This window comes from Ruegeria sp. I3, from assembly GCF_056532525.1.
Genome location: NZ_JBQFNI010000002.1, coordinates 295,798 through 310,334, shown reverse-complemented (window position 1 = coordinate 310,334; position 14,537 = coordinate 295,798). Strand labels below are relative to the sequence as shown.

General features: G+C 56.7%; 13 protein-coding genes. 5 read left to right on the top strand and 8 right to left on the bottom strand.

Translation table 11 applies throughout. The features are described from left to right. Nucleotides 1-4 precede the first annotated feature (4 nt). From ACR0L9_RS05855 to ACR0L9_RS05845, 3 genes are all read left to right on the top strand, one after another. The gene (locus ACR0L9_RS05855) at nucleotides 5-1,189 is read left to right on the top strand and encodes a vWA domain-containing protein (RefSeq protein WP_170611080.1); all 1,185 of its coding nucleotides are present in this window, start codon (nucleotides 5-7) and stop codon (nucleotides 1,187-1,189) included. A 161-nt stretch (nucleotides 1,190-1,350) separates the two neighbouring features. Further along, entirely contained in the window at nucleotides 1,351-3,153 is a 1,803-nt protein-coding gene (locus tag ACR0L9_RS05850) for a hypothetical protein (RefSeq protein ID WP_480895184.1), read from the top strand. A gap of 84 nt (nucleotides 3,154-3,237) precedes the next feature. Then, nucleotides 3,238-3,927 (top strand): M48 family metallopeptidase, encoded by a 690-nt coding sequence (locus ACR0L9_RS05845; RefSeq protein WP_170396642.1) that lies wholly within the window; start codon nucleotides 3,238-3,240, stop codon nucleotides 3,925-3,927. A gap of 68 nt (nucleotides 3,928-3,995) precedes the next feature. On the opposite strand, the gene ACR0L9_RS05840 is transcribed toward ACR0L9_RS05845, so the two are convergent. The 8 genes from ACR0L9_RS05840 to ACR0L9_RS05805 form a co-directional block, all read right to left on the bottom strand. Continuing rightward, nucleotides 3,996-4,538 (bottom strand): RSP_2648 family PIN domain-containing protein, encoded by a 543-nt coding sequence (locus ACR0L9_RS05840; RefSeq protein ID WP_480895182.1) that lies wholly within the window; start codon nucleotides 4,536-4,538, stop codon nucleotides 3,996-3,998. Continuing rightward, nucleotides 4,535-5,737, bottom strand: a complete 1,203-nt coding sequence (locus ACR0L9_RS05835; RefSeq protein ID WP_170626696.1) for an RSP_2647 family RNA methyltransferase — start codon at nucleotides 5,735-5,737, stop codon at nucleotides 4,535-4,537. The genes ACR0L9_RS05840 and ACR0L9_RS05835 overlap by 4 nt, the downstream gene beginning before the upstream one ends. 41 nt (nucleotides 5,738-5,778) lie before the next feature. Continuing rightward, entirely contained in the window at nucleotides 5,779-6,051 is a 273-nt protein-coding gene (locus tag ACR0L9_RS05830; protein WP_170396636.1) for a hypothetical protein, read from the bottom strand. Continuing rightward, nucleotides 6,038-8,830, bottom strand: coding sequence for a [protein-PII] uridylyltransferase family protein (locus ACR0L9_RS05825; protein ID WP_480895180.1), 2,793 nt, complete (start codon nucleotides 8,828-8,830; stop codon nucleotides 6,038-6,040). The genes ACR0L9_RS05830 and ACR0L9_RS05825 overlap by 14 nt, the downstream gene beginning before the upstream one ends. Further along, nucleotides 8,827-9,216, bottom strand: a complete 390-nt coding sequence (locus ACR0L9_RS05820) for a nuclear transport factor 2 family protein (RefSeq protein ID WP_170396632.1) — start codon at nucleotides 9,214-9,216, stop codon at nucleotides 8,827-8,829. Before ACR0L9_RS05820 ends, ACR0L9_RS05825 begins: the two co-directional genes overlap by 4 nt. A 112-nt stretch (nucleotides 9,217-9,328) precedes the next feature. Then, nucleotides 9,329-10,252 (bottom strand): hypothetical protein, encoded by a 924-nt coding sequence (locus tag ACR0L9_RS05815; protein ID WP_170598153.1) that lies wholly within the window; start codon nucleotides 10,250-10,252, stop codon nucleotides 9,329-9,331. 692 nt (nucleotides 10,253-10,944) lie between these two features. Beyond that, nucleotides 10,945-11,298 carry a Rieske (2Fe-2S) protein gene (locus ACR0L9_RS05810; RefSeq protein ID WP_170396629.1) on the bottom strand — a complete coding sequence of 118 codons (354 nt, stop codon included), beginning with the start codon at nucleotides 11,296-11,298 and terminating at the stop codon, nucleotides 10,945-10,947. A gap of 17 nt (nucleotides 11,299-11,315) precedes the next feature. Continuing rightward, nucleotides 11,316-12,398: an amidohydrolase family protein gene (locus ACR0L9_RS05805; RefSeq protein ID WP_170566039.1), complete on the bottom strand. Its 1,083-nt coding sequence runs from the start codon at nucleotides 12,396-12,398 to the stop codon at nucleotides 11,316-11,318. Between the two features lie 125 nt (nucleotides 12,399-12,523). On the opposite strand from ACR0L9_RS05805, the gene ACR0L9_RS05800 reads away from it, so the two are divergent. Further along, complete coding sequence (locus ACR0L9_RS05800; RefSeq protein WP_480895177.1) at nucleotides 12,524-13,399, top strand: LysR family transcriptional regulator; 876 nt, start codon at nucleotides 12,524-12,526, stop codon at nucleotides 13,397-13,399. Between the two features lie 78 nt (nucleotides 13,400-13,477). Continuing rightward, a complete protein-coding gene (locus ACR0L9_RS05795) occupies nucleotides 13,478-14,536 on the top strand; it encodes an FAD-binding oxidoreductase (protein WP_480895175.1) in 1,059 nt (352 codons plus the stop codon). The last annotated feature ends 1 nt before the right edge of the window (nucleotide 14,537 follow it).

The following is a 14,537-nucleotide window of genomic DNA, read 5'->3' as shown; positions in this document are numbered from 1 at the left end:
AACGATGTTCCTGCCCTTCTTCGAAAACCTCCGAAACGCTGGCATTCCCGTATCTCTGCGCGAATACCTGACGTTTCTGGAAGGGATGAAAAAGGGCTTGGCGACATACGATGTCGAGGCGTTTTACTATCTCGCCCGCGTTTCGATGGTGAAAGACGAGCGCAACATCGACAAGTTCGACCGTGCCTTTGCCGCCAGTTTCGAAGGGTTGGGTGAAATCAGTTTCGATCAAGTACTCGAGGCGGTCGATATTCCTGCCGAGTGGCTTGCAAAGATGGCCGAAAAGCACCTGTCGGATGAAGAAAAAGCCGAGATCGAGGCGCTTGGTGGCTTTGAGAAGCTGATGGAGACGCTACGCGAGCGCCTCAAGGACCAACAGGGTCGCCATCAGGGCGGTAACAAGTGGATCGGCACCGCGGGCACCTCACCTTTCGGCGCCTATGGCTACAACCCCGAAGGCGTGCGCATCGGCCAGAAAGAAAGCCGACATCAGCGTGCCGTAAAGGTCTGGGACAAGCGCGAATTCAAGAACTTAGATGACACTGTTGAACTGGGCACCCGGAACATCAAGGTTGCCTTGAAACGCCTGCGCCGCTGGGCGCGTGAAGGTGCAGCGGAAGAGCTTGATCTGGATGGAACGATCAGAGCTACGGCTGAACACGGCTATCTGGATGTCAAAACCCGTCCCGAACGACACAACGCCGTCAAAGTGCTTCTGTTTCTGGACGTGGGCGGGTCGATGGATCCGCATATCAAGGTTGTGGAAGAACTGTTCTCAGCGGCCCGAACCGAATTCAAACATCTGGAATACTACTACTTCCACAACTGCCTCTATGAAGGCGTCTGGCGCGACAATCGCCGCCGCTGGGATCAGCAAACTCCGACGCACGAGGTCTTGCGCACATACGGGCCGGACTACAAATGCATCTTTGTCGGCGATGCCTCGATGAGTCCTTACGAGATCGCTTATCCCGGTGGTGCAAATGAGCATTGGAACCAGGAATCTGGCCAAGTCTGGCTGGGCCGTGCACGCGAACAGTGGACATCGAACCTGTGGATCAATCCAGTGCCAGAGAAGTATTGGGAATACACCCATTCGATCGGCATGATCCGTGAGATATTCGAAGATCGCATGGTACCCATGACGCTGGCGGGTTTAGAACAAGGTATGCGGGAACTGACGCGATAGTCACCGTCGGAGTCCTTGTTTTTTCAGAAACCGGAAACAATAGGCCCATTTTTCAGAGATATTCGCGTCAAAAGAACCACCAAAGAAACAATCTCGGCAAAATTCCCTGCCTCTCTCGAATTCGTGATATACGACAAAGGGATTGAAGCTGGGGGGCTGAGATGACCATTTCAAAACTACGAAATATCCTGACATCTGTTTTGACCATTACAGCGTTCGCAATTGCATCGGGTGCGACCGCGACATTGGTACTTTCCCCTGACGCCGCTTATGCCAAGAATGATAATGGCAATGGAAAGGGCCGCGGCGGCGGCAAAGGCAATTCTGGAAAAAGCAACGATGGCAACAAAGGCAAGGGTAAGTCCGGAAAAGGCAACGACGGCAACAAAAGTGGCGAAAAGGGAAAATCCGGCAAAGCTAAGGGTTCCAAAAGCGCGGGTAAAGATGCCGGCAAGGCCAACTCCAAAACGCACCGCGTGGAAAAGGCTTTCGGGTTTAACAAGAAGCAAAAGGCAAAACACCACCGGTCAGCCAAAGCCTCTGCTAAAGCTAAGGGACGGAACGGCAAGGTACAAAAGACCACACTGGCGGGCTTTGGAAGAGAGTTTAAACGCGATGTCGAGCAACTATTTGGCAAGCGTTCGCCGGTAAAAACCAAGTCAAGCGCGAACCGGGTAAAGAAATCGTACCGCAAGGCGTCGGTGGCTCCGGTTGAGTATTCCCCGCGACCTGTTGCTCGCACAGATTATAAATCCAACCACTATGACAATAAGAAGCCCAGCAAGCGTCGCTATCGCGACCCGCTTGTTGCAGCGATCACCGATCCCTATGGCTCGGACAAGCTGCGTAACCTGAATGCGTCTAAGGCAGCGGCCCCGGCGTTCCGCAATGCTTCACCCAACAGCAATGTCGGCAAAATCGCGACCTACCAGGCGGCGGCGGAAACCTATTACGACTTACGCGGTGACCTCTATGAGGCGCGCCGTGAACTGCGTGATCTGAACGAAGACTACGATGGCCGCAGCAGCGAAGACATCGCCGATGATATCGCCGCACTTGATCCTGCGGACCCGGACTATGATGACAAGCTGAGTGCGCTTGAGGATGAGCTGCGCGATGCTGAAACCTACGAGGAGGCGCGCGACGATCTGCGCGCTGATCTGAGGGATCTGAAATACGAAACCCGCGACGCGTTGCAAGATGCGGAGGCTGCCTTTTATGACGCTTCGAAAGGGCGTACATTGACCAAAGCGACGCTGGGCGAGTTCCACGGCAATCTCAATCTGCCACAGCCAAACCACCGGCACAAGGACTGGGCAACGATCCAGCCGGTGCCTTACGATCCTGACGGCTACCGCTATTCGGACGATAAGAAGATCTATGATGAAACCGACTATCGACTGCGCTACGAAAAGCCATATTCCGATCGCAAGAAGGACCGCTACCGCTATTACCGCGACCCGCTTGTTGCAGCGATCACCGATCCCTATGGCTCGGACAAGCTGCGTAACCTGAATGCGTCTAAGGCAGCGGCCCCGGCGTTCCGCAATGCTTCACCCAACAGCAATGTCGGCAAAATCGCGACCTACCAGGCGGCGGCGGAAACCTATTACGACTTACGCGGTGACCTCTATGAGGCGCGCCGTGAACTGCGTGATCTGAACGAAGACTACGATGGCCGCAGCAGCGAAGACATCGCCGATGATATCGCCGCACTTGATCCTGCGGACCCGGACTATGATGACAAGCTGAGTGCGCTTGAGGATGAGCTGCGCGATGCTGAAACCTACGAGGAGGCGCGCGACGCTCTGCGCGCGGATGTGAGGGACCTGAGAGTTGATGCTCTGGTCGCAGAAAAGGAAGCTGAACGCGCATTTTTTGAGGCTTCGAAGGGCGAGGTCTTAATCAAGCAGTCCCTTGCCGAGTTTCATTCGAACCTGCACCTGCCCTCGCCAGGCAGGTAAGGCTGGATTGAGCCGCATAACTGATCGGACGTGAAGGGCGAGTTACCGCTTGCCTCCTCGGGGTGGGCCGCCCATATCTAACTCATGCTTCGCTTAACACCCATCCTGCTGGCCATAGCCTATGCCGTTGTGATGTACCGGATATCCGTCTGGCGCACGCATCGTGAGTTGGATGCGAAGTCCACCGAACTGGCCGATCCTGCGCTAAAACGCATGACGGACCGGCTGGCTGCAGCCTTGGAGATTGATCGGGTCCCAGTCTACATCTACGAGATCGATCCGGTGAACGGGCTGGCCGCGCCGGATGGGCGTATTTTCATCACTCGCGGTTTTTATCGCAAATTTGGCAACGGCGAAGTATCAGCGGAAGAAATGGCAAGCGTAATCGCGCATGAATTGGGCCATGTCGCCCTTGGCCACGCCCGGCGGCGGATGATTGATTTCTCGGGTCAAAACGCCCTGCGTGCTGCGCTGATGATGCTATTGAACCGCTTCATCCCGTTCATTGGAGCCTGGATTGCAAATATGCTGACTCATTTGCTGGCCTCCCGCCTGTCGCGGAGTGATGAATATGAGGCGGATGAATATGCGGCTGCGCTTTTGACAAAAGCCGGGATCGGGATTGGTCCACAGAAGTCTTTGTTCCACAAGCTTGAGGATCTGACACAGCAGCGCGCGGGCGTTGTGCCCGCTTGGTTAATGAGTCATCCAAAGACGGATGAGCGGATCGCAGCTCTGGAAGTACTTGAACAAAAATGGGGCGTGGGAGTTTAGGATAGGAGCGAGGGGCCAGCCCCTCGCGCTCCCCGAGATATTTTTGGCCAGATGAATGGGATCCCGAATTAAGTACTCAGGGCTTTGCCAAGGCGCGGCAGGCGGGCTTTTTTCATTAAGCTGCGCAAGGTCCATTGAGCACTGGATAGCCGGTTGGCTTCAGCAAGGACCGCTTTGGAAACCTGCGTCATGCCTTCGGGGTCGGACAGCCAGAGTTCATGCAGCAGCCCGTCCGGATCGCGCCGCTCAAGCCCTTCGTCGGCCAACATATTCTTGGGAAAGTCCTTGGCATTGACGGTGACAATGACATCTGCCGAGCTTGTGACCGCCGTTGCGAGAACGTGGATGTCGGCGGCATCCGGCAACCATAGGCGCTGTTCAACACCGAGGTTGGCGGGTTGCTCGGCATTTGGCCAATGGGCCTGAACCAGCGCGATTTCGGCGCGCGCCTGCGCCTCGCCCTCGGGGCCAAGCTTGCGGGCGGCGCGGGCCCATTCTTCGAGGATACGTGCAGACCAGACGGGCGTGAAATAACCAAGCCTCGCAGCGCCCAACAGCATCTCTCGCATCACCGTGGGATAGATGACGCAGGTATCAAGAACCGCCTTCACAGACGGTAAAACACGGCTTTGAGGTAGCCGCTTTCTGCCAGCTGCGGCAGTTGTGGATGGTCCGGCCCGGCAAAGCCAGTTCGGATCAGTTGGGCCTGTCGTCCTGCCCGTCCGATCCCACGGGATGAGGCATCGCGGAAGCGGCCCAGATCAGCGGCATGAGAACAGGAGCAGAGGCCAAGATACCCGCCCGGTTTGACCAGCGGAGCCGCCAGACGTGCGGTACGCTCATAGGCACGCAAACCTGCATCCAACGCCTGTTTCGAAGGTGCAAAAGCCGGGGGATCACAGATGACGACGTCGAACAACGCGCCCTCTTCGCCGAGTTTGGTCAGTATATTAAAGGCGTCGCCTTGTCGGGTCTGGAAACGGGCAGAAAATCCTGAGACTTCTGCGCCCTTCGCCGCCAGTTCGAGCGCCGCCGCCGAGCCGTCAACGGACAATGCCTGTGCTGCGCCGCCCGCCAGCATGGCCAGACCAAAGCCTCCGACGTGGCTGAATACGTCCAGCACCTGCGCCTCGGGGTGAACCAACTTGGCGGCAAAGGCGTGGTTGGGGCGTTGGTCATAGAACAGGCCGGTTTTCTGTCCACCAGTCAGGTCAGCCATGTAGGTTGCGCCATTCATTGGCACCGGCAGAGGCTTATCGGGCGCGATGCCGCGCAAGGTCAGATTGGTGTCGTCCAACCCCTCGAGCACACGCGTGCGCCCCGAGGCGTTCTTCAACACTGTGTCGACCCCGGTCACCTTGACTAGCGCGTCGGTCAGAGATTCAAGATGTGCCTCAGCCCAGGTTGCGTTGGGTTGGATCACGCAGGCGTCTCCGAACCGGTCGATGATCACCCCGGGAAACCCATCCGCCTCGGCATGGATCAGGCGATAGTAAGGCGCATCGAACAGTCGCTCGCGCATCTCAAGCGCGCGGCGCAGACGGGTTTCAAACCAGTCCGCATCCAACTGCGCGTTAATGTCGCGATCCAGCACCCGGCACATGATCTTTGAGGCCGGATTCACCGCGACCAGAGCGATTGGCGCGCGCTTCTCGTCTTCCAGCACAGCCAAGGACCCCGGCCCGATTTTGCGGGTCCGGCGGTCGGTGACGATGTCATTGGCATAGACCCAGGGAAACCCGTGGCGCAGGCCACGCGCATTGGCCTTGGGTTTCAAACGGATACGGGGGCGGTCAGCTACGGGTGTCATGGCGCCCTCATAATCGTGAATGCACGGGGGTGAAAGCCCCGTTAACGGTTGCGCTTGCGCCAGCCGCCACGACGCTTGGGGGCTTGGGCCGCCTGCAAACCCTCGGTCAGGACCTGCGTCATCGGATGATCAGCAGCCTGTTCCGAATAGACTGCGTGCAGGTTGGTCAAGGCTTGATTTTGATCAAGCTCTCCGGGCAGGCTCAGCGCCCAATCCAGAAAGATGCTGCGACACTCGGGCAAGGTGATGCCTTCAATGCGATACGCCTCGCGGATCAGGCCTTTGTGGTCATTCGGATCATCACTGCGTGCCATCTTCAACCCTTCCGACAACTGCGCCAATCAACGAGGCCGCAGTGCTGTAATTGTCTTGCAACGCGGATTGCAGCTGTTCGACCTGATCGAACCCGGTCGCCCGGCACAGAAAGGCCGTACCGCCTTCACCGATCTTATCGGCCTCGATCACCTTTCCCGACAGCAGACGCGCCGCACATTGCACCGACCAGCATAAATTGTAACAACCCTTCAGGGTTTGCGCCTGCGCGACATCCAGCAGCCCGACAGCGACCGCCCCGTCCAGACCCGAGTGTACATCGCGCTGGGGCAATCCGGCCAGCAATGCGCCCGTCTCTGCCATCAGTTCGATATCCATCATGCGGCCCGGCCCATTCTTTGCGTCCCAAACGCCCGCTGGCGCTTTTGCGGCGGCCAGCCTTTCGCGCATCTCGGCCACTTCTTTCAGCACTTTGTCACGGTCGCGCGGTTGCGACAGGAAATCAGCGCGGAAGTTTTCGATATCCTCGGCCAGACCGGCGTCGCCTGCGACGACATGGGCGCGAGTCAAAGCAAGGTGTTCCCACACCCAGGCCTCATTCTGCTGATAGTTGGTGAAGCTGGCCCAGCTTGTGGCCACCGGCCCCTGATTGCCCGACGGGCGCAGACGCATGTCGACCTCATAAAGCCGTCCCTGCGACATTGGCGCGCTGAGCGCCGTGATCAGTGCCTGGGTGAACCGAGCATAATACGTCCGCGTCGCCAGCGGGCGAGGACCGTCGGACATATCCTGATCCTGAGGATCGTAGATGACAATCATGTCCAGATCGGATTGCGAGTTGATGCGCCCTGCCCCAAGTGACCCCATGCCCAAAACCGCGGCGCCGCGCCCGGGCACCGGTCCATGCTTTTTGGAGAACTGGTCGACAACGCAGGGCAGAACCGCCGCAATCACGGCCTGCGCCAGTTCGGCATATTGCTGCCCGGCCTGCGCCCCATCGATCAGTCCGCGCAGATGATGCACACCGATGCGAAAGTGCCATTCCTTGCACCAGCGACGTGCGAGATCGAGCTGTGTTTCATAGTCGCTTTCCTCTGCCAAGGCCTGCGTCAAGTCCGACTGCAAGGTCGCCTGCCCGGGCCAATCGCTGAAGAAACTGCCACCAATCACCGCATCAAAAACCGAGGCGTTGCGCGACAGATGGGTGGCGAGCGCATGTGACGTCCCAACGATATCGACCAGCAGATCAATCAGATGCGGGTTCGCTTCGAACAGGGAAAACAGCTGCACTCCAGCGGGTAATCCTGCCAAAAACCCATCCAGCGCCAGCAATGCTTCGTCGGGTTTCGCAGTTTTCGCCAATCGCGCTAAAAGTTCCGGTCTGAGCCGCTCGAATATCCGTGCACCACGCTGCGATCGAAGCGCCGGATAAGTCGGCCAGCGGGCCAGCACACCCTTGTCAAACTCAACCTCCTGAAGCGGCACGGGTGCCGCGCCTGGTCCAGGGGCGAAGAACCCTTCGGTCAGTTCGTGCACTTCGGTCAGGCGGCGGGTCAGTTCGGCGGTCAATTCGGCGCTGCTGATCCCCATCAGGCACGCGACCCGTTCGAAACCGTCCTCTGAATTTGGCACCTTATGGGTCTGTGCGTCGTGCACCATCTGGATGCGATGCTCGACCTCGCGGTGGGCGCGGTAGTGGTCAGTCAGTTTCTCTGCGACGTCTTCGGGCACCCAGCCCTTCGACGCCAACGCCGCCAGACCGGGAACGGTACCCCGGACGCGAAGGTCGGGATCACGTCCGCCCGCGATCAATTGACGGGTCTGAGTAAAAAACTCGATCTCTCGAATACCGCCCTGCCCCAGCTTCATATCGTGGCCGGGAATCGAGAGACTTCCGCCCGTTCCCTTGTTCTCGCGAATGCGCAAGCGCATGTCATGGGCGTCTTGAATGGCGGCAAAATCCAGATGCCGCCGCCAGACGAACGGGCGCAATGCATCGAGGAATCTCAGACCTGCCGCGATGTCCCCGGCGCAGGGGCGTGCCTTGATATAGGCCGCGCGTTCCCACGTGCGCCCAAGGCTTTCATAGTAGCGCTCAGCCGCTTCCATCGCCAGACACACAGGCGTCACCGCCGGGTCGGGGCGCAATCGCAGATCGGTGCGGAACACATAGCCATCCGCCGTCTTGTCGCTGAGCGTGGCACAGAAATTCCGCGTGGCGCGCACCATGCCCTGTCGCGCTTCGTAGAAATCATCGGGATCAAAGCGGGTTTCGTCGAACAGCACGATCAGATCGATATCTGAGCTATAATTCAGCTCATACGCGCCCATTTTGCCCATCGCCAGAATGACCATACCAGCTGCGGTTTCGACATCATCTTCGGTCATACCCGGCAGCTTGCCGCGCCGGATCAGCGCAGCAATTTCGGCCTTCGCTGCCACATCTGCGGCCAAAGCGCCAAAGTCGGTCAGCGCGGCAGTTACCTTTTCCAACGGCCACGCACCTGCCAGATCGGCCAGCGCCGTCAGCAAGGCCATGCGCCTCTTCGCTTGCCGCAAACCGGGTTTCAACTGATCCGGCGGCAGCGCACGCGCTGCGCCCATCACATCCGCCAATGCCTGGTCCGGTTGCTGCAACGCGTGCGGCAACCAGTCCCTTTCTTGGTCAATCAAACCTTTCAGGTAGGGGCTAGAGCCCGCAGTTCCCGCGATCAACTCCCCCTGCTCGGCAGTCAAATCGGGCAGCGCCGCGCGTGTTTCGTCACCCAGATCGGTATGAAAAGCGCGCGGCAAGCGGTTGATAACAAGAGGCTGGCTCATGACCGTTCCAGTGGCGTGTCCTGGCTGAAACTGTTGATCCAGACGTCGTGACGCCGCTCCCACAGGGATGAGATCAGCATCGCCTCCCATTCCTGTGCTTCGGGGCGCAGATAATCTGCCCTGTATGAGAGCAAAACCACATCCGCCGATAAGACGCGCAACCTGGTATCGCTGAGTTCATATTGCGCCATCGTAGGCGCATCGGCGAACTGGCCAACATGATCGTCGCGATTGGCAAAACCCGTTGGATACACGCCCAGAAAATCGGGGCTCAACAGTGCCCGGTCCGCCTGTGCATTGCCTTCAACCAGCGCAGTCCATACCTGTTTTTCCAGCGAGAGGATCTGATCGAGTGACGGTGGGCTGGTGTTTTCAATATCTTCCATTTGCCTATGACTTGTGACGGCCGAAAATCAGATGCGGCCAGCGCACATGATCGGACAGAGTTGGCTTAGCCCTGTCCGATTGAACAGCAGAAAGGGCCGAATGTCCAAATCGTTATAGCCACTGATCCACTGGCGGCAAATCGAAAGTGAACGGATTTTCAATCCCCTGCCCGGCCAAATCCCACTCATCATAGTGCTCGTCTTCACGAAGCTGCAAAAACACCGCCTCAAGCTGATCGTTCAAACTCACCAACTCGTCCCAGGCGTCACCCATATGAGCCTGGAACATCGCCAGTTGTTGGAACAAGCCATCTGGCAAAGGGCCAAATTCCACACTCCCCAGATCGCGAGCTGGGAAATACATATCCTCTTCAAACTCAAAGTAGCGCGACATTCCGTCGTTAAAGTCAATTTGGCCATCGAACGAGACCGCAGCAAATACTTCATAAAGACCGGTCTCATTCATTTCGAGCTCGAACGACACCTCGAAACTAAGTGCAAAATCAGAAATTCCGTTTTGGTGAAGCTTGCCTGCGATCTCGACGACCTCGTAATAGCCGTATGACGCCAATACCAGATCGCCATTTGTATCGAACCCATGCACATCGAACATCTCCCCCTGTTCGCTGGCTATAGACAGATGCTGAAACTGTGCTGCCTGACTAATGTGAACGCCCTCAAATCCAAAGGCTGACCGGGCCTCATAAGAAACAGGTATGTCCGTTCCATTCATGCTTATGGTTTCAAGCGCGACTTGCTGTGTATGGTACAGCTCGGAAATGAGCGTGGCGCTTCCGCGTGTCGCGATCTCGTGGTTCACCATCGAAAGATTGAACTCAACCTCGTGAGACCCAGCAACTTGATACGCGCTGACCGTGCTGTCGATCACCCCGTCCCAAAACCCGCGCAGTTCGATATCCGGCAGATCTTCTTTCCCTTCGAGATCATGGGGATCGAGGTTCAAAAAAGGCAAATCGACTTGATCAATCGAACTAGATACGCCGCCTTGCGAAGCTAGGCCTGGTTCGGTCGACAAGATGAAACTCTCCTCTGACCCGAACGGCCAATGAGTTGTGTTCACAACATTCATTTCAGCGACCTCCCTTGATTGCTCCTCGGAAAACTATGTATGCAGCCATTGCGCAAACCCTATGGAAGGGTTTGATTATTAAGCGTTCTTAATGAAACGTTTAACCGATGGGCTGCGTCGCTCGGCCTGAATTACTGAGACGTAAATCCGCTGTAGTTGAATACTCTATACTGCAGTAGATCAGAGGAAGCGGGATAATTGCGAATGGACCTGAATTGGCGTGTAAAATATGGGCTCAAATGCATTTCCTTAGTTTGAAAATCTCATGAGCCCAATGGTTTTCAAGAAGGCCTTGAACAGCTATTTACGCGGTCTGCTGTTTTCTGGGACATAAAAGTGGCAAATGCCCAATGCCTCATGAAGCCAATCAAACAAATAGTTTTGGGCGCTGGTAAGAATGGCTTAGCCAAGCCATGAGTTGTTTTCATTGAATATCTGGCCAGGGTGAGCGCCCTCCTGTAGGCCAATCAGAACGTGCATATAGCCATCCTCCAAGCCAATACGAGAAGCGCAGCGATAGATCTCCAGTTTCAAAAATAGAACTGGCATTGCCTATGCCTAGACAATGCCAGCGCAGGCAGCTGGGAGGAAAGATTGAACTGCCTAATATTTCTGACCTTCGTCGTGAAACCCGCTTCTTACAGATGCACGAAGAGATCACTGCCCTCTACTGATACATCGAAGCGTCTCGTTTTAATGGACGAATCCACAAGAAACTCACCGCTGCGAATGTCGAATTCCCAACCGTGCCAGGCGCAACGGACGATTTCACCGGCGCGATCATAGACAAATTCGGTTGAGTCCGTTTGGCGGGTCGTACCGCAGACCGGGCCTTCGCAGAGGGCCGCACCTTTGTGAGGACAGATGTTGAGCAGAGCGTGATAACCGTCGTCGAGTTTGAAAACGCCGATGGGCATGTTCGAAACTGTGACGATCTTTGCCGCGTCGCTGGGGACTTCATCAGTTTTGCAGGCGAAATACTTGTTTGCCATGGTCGATGTCTCCTTCTTTATTCGGCGGCATGCGCCATCGGGCGTGGCAGACGGGTATATACGTCCAACGCATTGAGTCCGAAGATCTTCTCGCGCCATGCGGGCGGGACATGCAGCTTGTTGACGTCGTCGTAGTCCCAATGCGGATAGTCCGACGCGAACATCAGGGTGTTCTCTCCATCCATCGCCTCAAGCGTGGCCCACAGGTGCTGGATATTCGCGGGCTGCTCCAACGGCTGGGTCGACATGCGGATGTTCGACTTGAAGTACTCGGACGGCAGACGCTTGAGCCACGGCGTTTCCTTGCGCAGCGCCTTGTAGTTCGCATCTAGACGCCAAAGAACCGAGGGCACCCAGGCGACGCCACATTCGATTATTACCACTTTCAAGCCCGGCCATTTCTCAAACACGCCGTGGGCGATCAGGCTGGCCATGTGGGTCATGGCCGTCTGCGGCAGGATCGCGTGGGTTTCCCAGAAAAAGGTCGAAGGCCCGGCCCCGATCGGGGTCGAGTTGATGCCGCCCTGTCCGCCGAGATGCATAGCGAATGGCAAGCCCATTTCGGCGCAAGCCTCATAGATCGGGTGATAGAACGGGTCGCCATAAGGGCGCGCGGCACCGTGGCTCACCAAAACTTGAACGACACGGGGGTGGCCGCCAACCCGGCGGATTTCAGCGGCGGCCAGATGCGGGTCCTGCGGTGCCACCACGATCGAGCCCCAGAACCGCTCGTCCTTGGGCAGCCAGTAGTCGATCATGTAGTCGTTATAGGCTTTGCACAGCGCATTGGCGTAATAAGGGTTGGCCAGCGTTGAGGCTTCGATCGGTTCGTCGCCGGTCAGGATCGCAACGTCGATATTGTATTTATCGAGGTGCTTTTCCTTCATTATCAAGTAGTTGTCGTCTTCCTCAACCGGGTTCACGTCATGGCGGGCAAATCCTTCGGGGTGGAACCAGGGACGATGGCCATGTGGGAATGCACCACGTGGGCCGGTGCGTTCACCCCGGACGAACATGTCCTTGAAAAGACCTTCCATGTAGGGTTCCAGAACCGTGGCGCTGCACCAATAGTTGTGGCAGTCGCAATCGACGATGAACATGAACTTCTCCTGTTGCTGGCGCCAAAAGGGCGGGCTTACATCTTGTTCAACGATGCTTGATATCTGCGAAACTTTGGCAAATAAATACAATTGAAACGCACCTATCGATCGGGATTACCGATTAAATGAATCGCCAGCTTTTAGTGACCTACATGGATGTTCTGGAAACGCGGAACTTCAACCGCACCGCCGAACGTCTGAATGTGACCCAATCCACGGTCAGCGCTCGCATCCGTCAGTTGGAGCAGGAGCTGGACACACGCCTGTTCGAACGGGGGCGCGGCGGGGCTGAACCCACGGCCGCCGGGCGCCGCTTTGAGACCCATTGCCGGTCACTGCTGGCTGCTTGGAGTCTGGCACGACGCGATGTTGAGGCGGGTGGCAGCGGCAACAGGCAACGCTTGCGTATATCAGTTCAGTTCAGTTTGGCCCGATCCGTGCTGATAGACTGGACTAAGGCAGTCAGGGAAAAAAACCCGTATCTGGACTTGTATCTCGAGGCGAATTTCTCACAACAGATACAGCGGGATGTTCTGACCGGCGAGACCGATATCGGTATTGTTTTTGTCCCGCAGCGGGCGCCTGACATGTTTGTCAGCGAATTGGGCAGCGAAAGCTATATAATGCTGTCCACCGATTGTGACCGTATCGAGGACGTTCCATGGACGCGCTACATTCAGGTGGCCTACACATCATATTTTGACCGCCAGCATGACGAGGCGTTTTTGGATCAGCCGCAAAGCTCGACCCTGGTGGGCAGCAATGATCTGGCTTTGGATTTCCTAAAAGCCAGCGGCGGAACGGCATATTTCCCCGGATTTGCCGCACCGGGTCTGTGTGCCGAGTATCCAACATTGCAACAGGTTACTGACGCACCGGTGATCCCACAGCCCATCTATTCCATCGTGCACGTTCGAAAACGCCATGATCCGCTGGTGGCGCAAGCTGTCACCCTGTTCAAAGAACTAATCCAACACAGATCAATCGCTTTAACCGATTGATACCGCAATTCTGCACCGTTTTTCAGTCCCCTCGCACCATTATCCTCGCGCGAACCCTATTCTGGAGGTTTCCGCAAGATGCTCGTTGCGACGGACAGTCCGTTTTCCCTGAGTTCAGCCAACAACCAACCCTGCTACGCAGGTGGGCCTGCCACTTTGACCTGCAAAGCGGTGATCGATGAAACGCATGACAGCAAGACCTTCGTCTTTGAAGACACGCAAAGCCGCAGCTTCGACTTCAAACCAGGCCAATACGTGACCTTCTGTTTCGAGATCGAGGGCAAGCAGCATGTACGCGCCTATTCGATCTCGTCCACGCCGACCCGGCCCCACAACATTCAGGTCACCGTCAAGCGCGTGCCCGGTGGGGTTGTGTCCAACTATCTGAACGATCAGATGGTCCCCGGAACAGAGATCAAGATTGCAGATATCACCGGTGGCTTCAACTGGGTGGATATCCCCAGCGATAAGCCATTGTTCCTGTCCGGTGGCTCGGGTGTCACCCCGGTCATGTCGATGCTGCAATACGTCACCGACGTGACCTTGCCGAAAGACATCGTTTTCGTGCATTTCGCTCGCTCGCCGAGGGACATCATTTTCCACGACCAGCTTGAGTTTTTGAACCGACGCTTCGCCAACGTGACCATCCATACCATTGTGGATGAAGCGAATGATGGGTTTGAGGGTGAAATCGGTCAGATATCGGCAGATTTGCTGCAGCGACTTGTGCCTGATCACGCCGAGCGCAGCATTTTCATGTGCGGTCCCGAAGCGTTCATGAAAGCAGCCCGTGATGTGGCTTCTGTCATTCCGTTTGCCGCTGTCCACGAAGAAAGCTTTGGCGAAAAGATCACTATCGAAGAAAGCAGCGGCACGGGGGGTGAGGTCTATTTCTCACTCAGCGGTCTGCACGGTCATGCCGCCGAGGGCGAGACCTTGCTAGAGGCTGCGCTGAACGCAGGCGTCTGGATCGACTCGGCCTGCCAGCAGGGCGTTTGCGGCAACTGCAAAGTGCGCCTCACTCAGGGCGATGTTGAGATGCAGGACATGGGCGGCCTGCAACCCGGTGATACCGAGCAAGGGTATGTGCTGGCCTGTTGCAGTTGGCCGAAAGGCCCGGTCGCGCTCGACGCGTGAA

Bases quoted from the DNA above. Each gene is read 5' to 3' on its own strand.
- ACR0L9_RS05825 (WP_480895180.1), bottom strand. From the start codon at position 8,830: ATGAGCCAGCCTCTTGTTATCAACCGCTTGCCGCGCGCTTTTCATACC.
- ACR0L9_RS05845 (WP_170396642.1), top strand. From the start codon at position 3,238: ATGCTTCGCTTAACACCCATCCTGCTGGCCATAGCCTATGCCGTTGTG.
- ACR0L9_RS05850 (WP_480895184.1), top strand. From the start codon at position 1,351: ATGACCATTTCAAAACTACGAAATATCCTGACATCTGTTTTGACCATT.
- ACR0L9_RS05830 (WP_170396636.1), bottom strand. From the start codon at position 6,051: ATGGCACGCAGTGATGATCCGAATGACCACAAAGGCCTGATCCGCGAG.
- ACR0L9_RS05820 (WP_170396632.1), bottom strand. From the start codon at position 9,216: ATGGAAGATATTGAAAACACCAGCCCACCGTCACTCGATCAGATCCTC.
- ACR0L9_RS05795 (WP_480895175.1), top strand. From the start codon at position 13,478: ATGCTCGTTGCGACGGACAGTCCGTTTTCCCTGAGTTCAGCCAACAAC.
- ACR0L9_RS05805 (WP_170566039.1), bottom strand. From the start codon at position 12,398: ATGTTCATCGTCGATTGCGACTGCCACAACTATTGGTGCAGCGCCACG.
- ACR0L9_RS05855 (WP_170611080.1), top strand. From the start codon at position 5: ATGTTCCTGCCCTTCTTCGAAAACCTCCGAAACGCTGGCATTCCCGTA.
- ACR0L9_RS05810 (WP_170396629.1), bottom strand. From the start codon at position 11,298: ATGGCAAACAAGTATTTCGCCTGCAAAACTGATGAAGTCCCCAGCGAC.
- ACR0L9_RS05800 (WP_480895177.1), top strand. From the start codon at position 12,524: ATGAATCGCCAGCTTTTAGTGACCTACATGGATGTTCTGGAAACGCGG.
- ACR0L9_RS05835 (WP_170626696.1), bottom strand. From the start codon at position 5,737: ATGACACCCGTAGCTGACCGCCCCCGTATCCGTTTGAAACCCAAGGCC.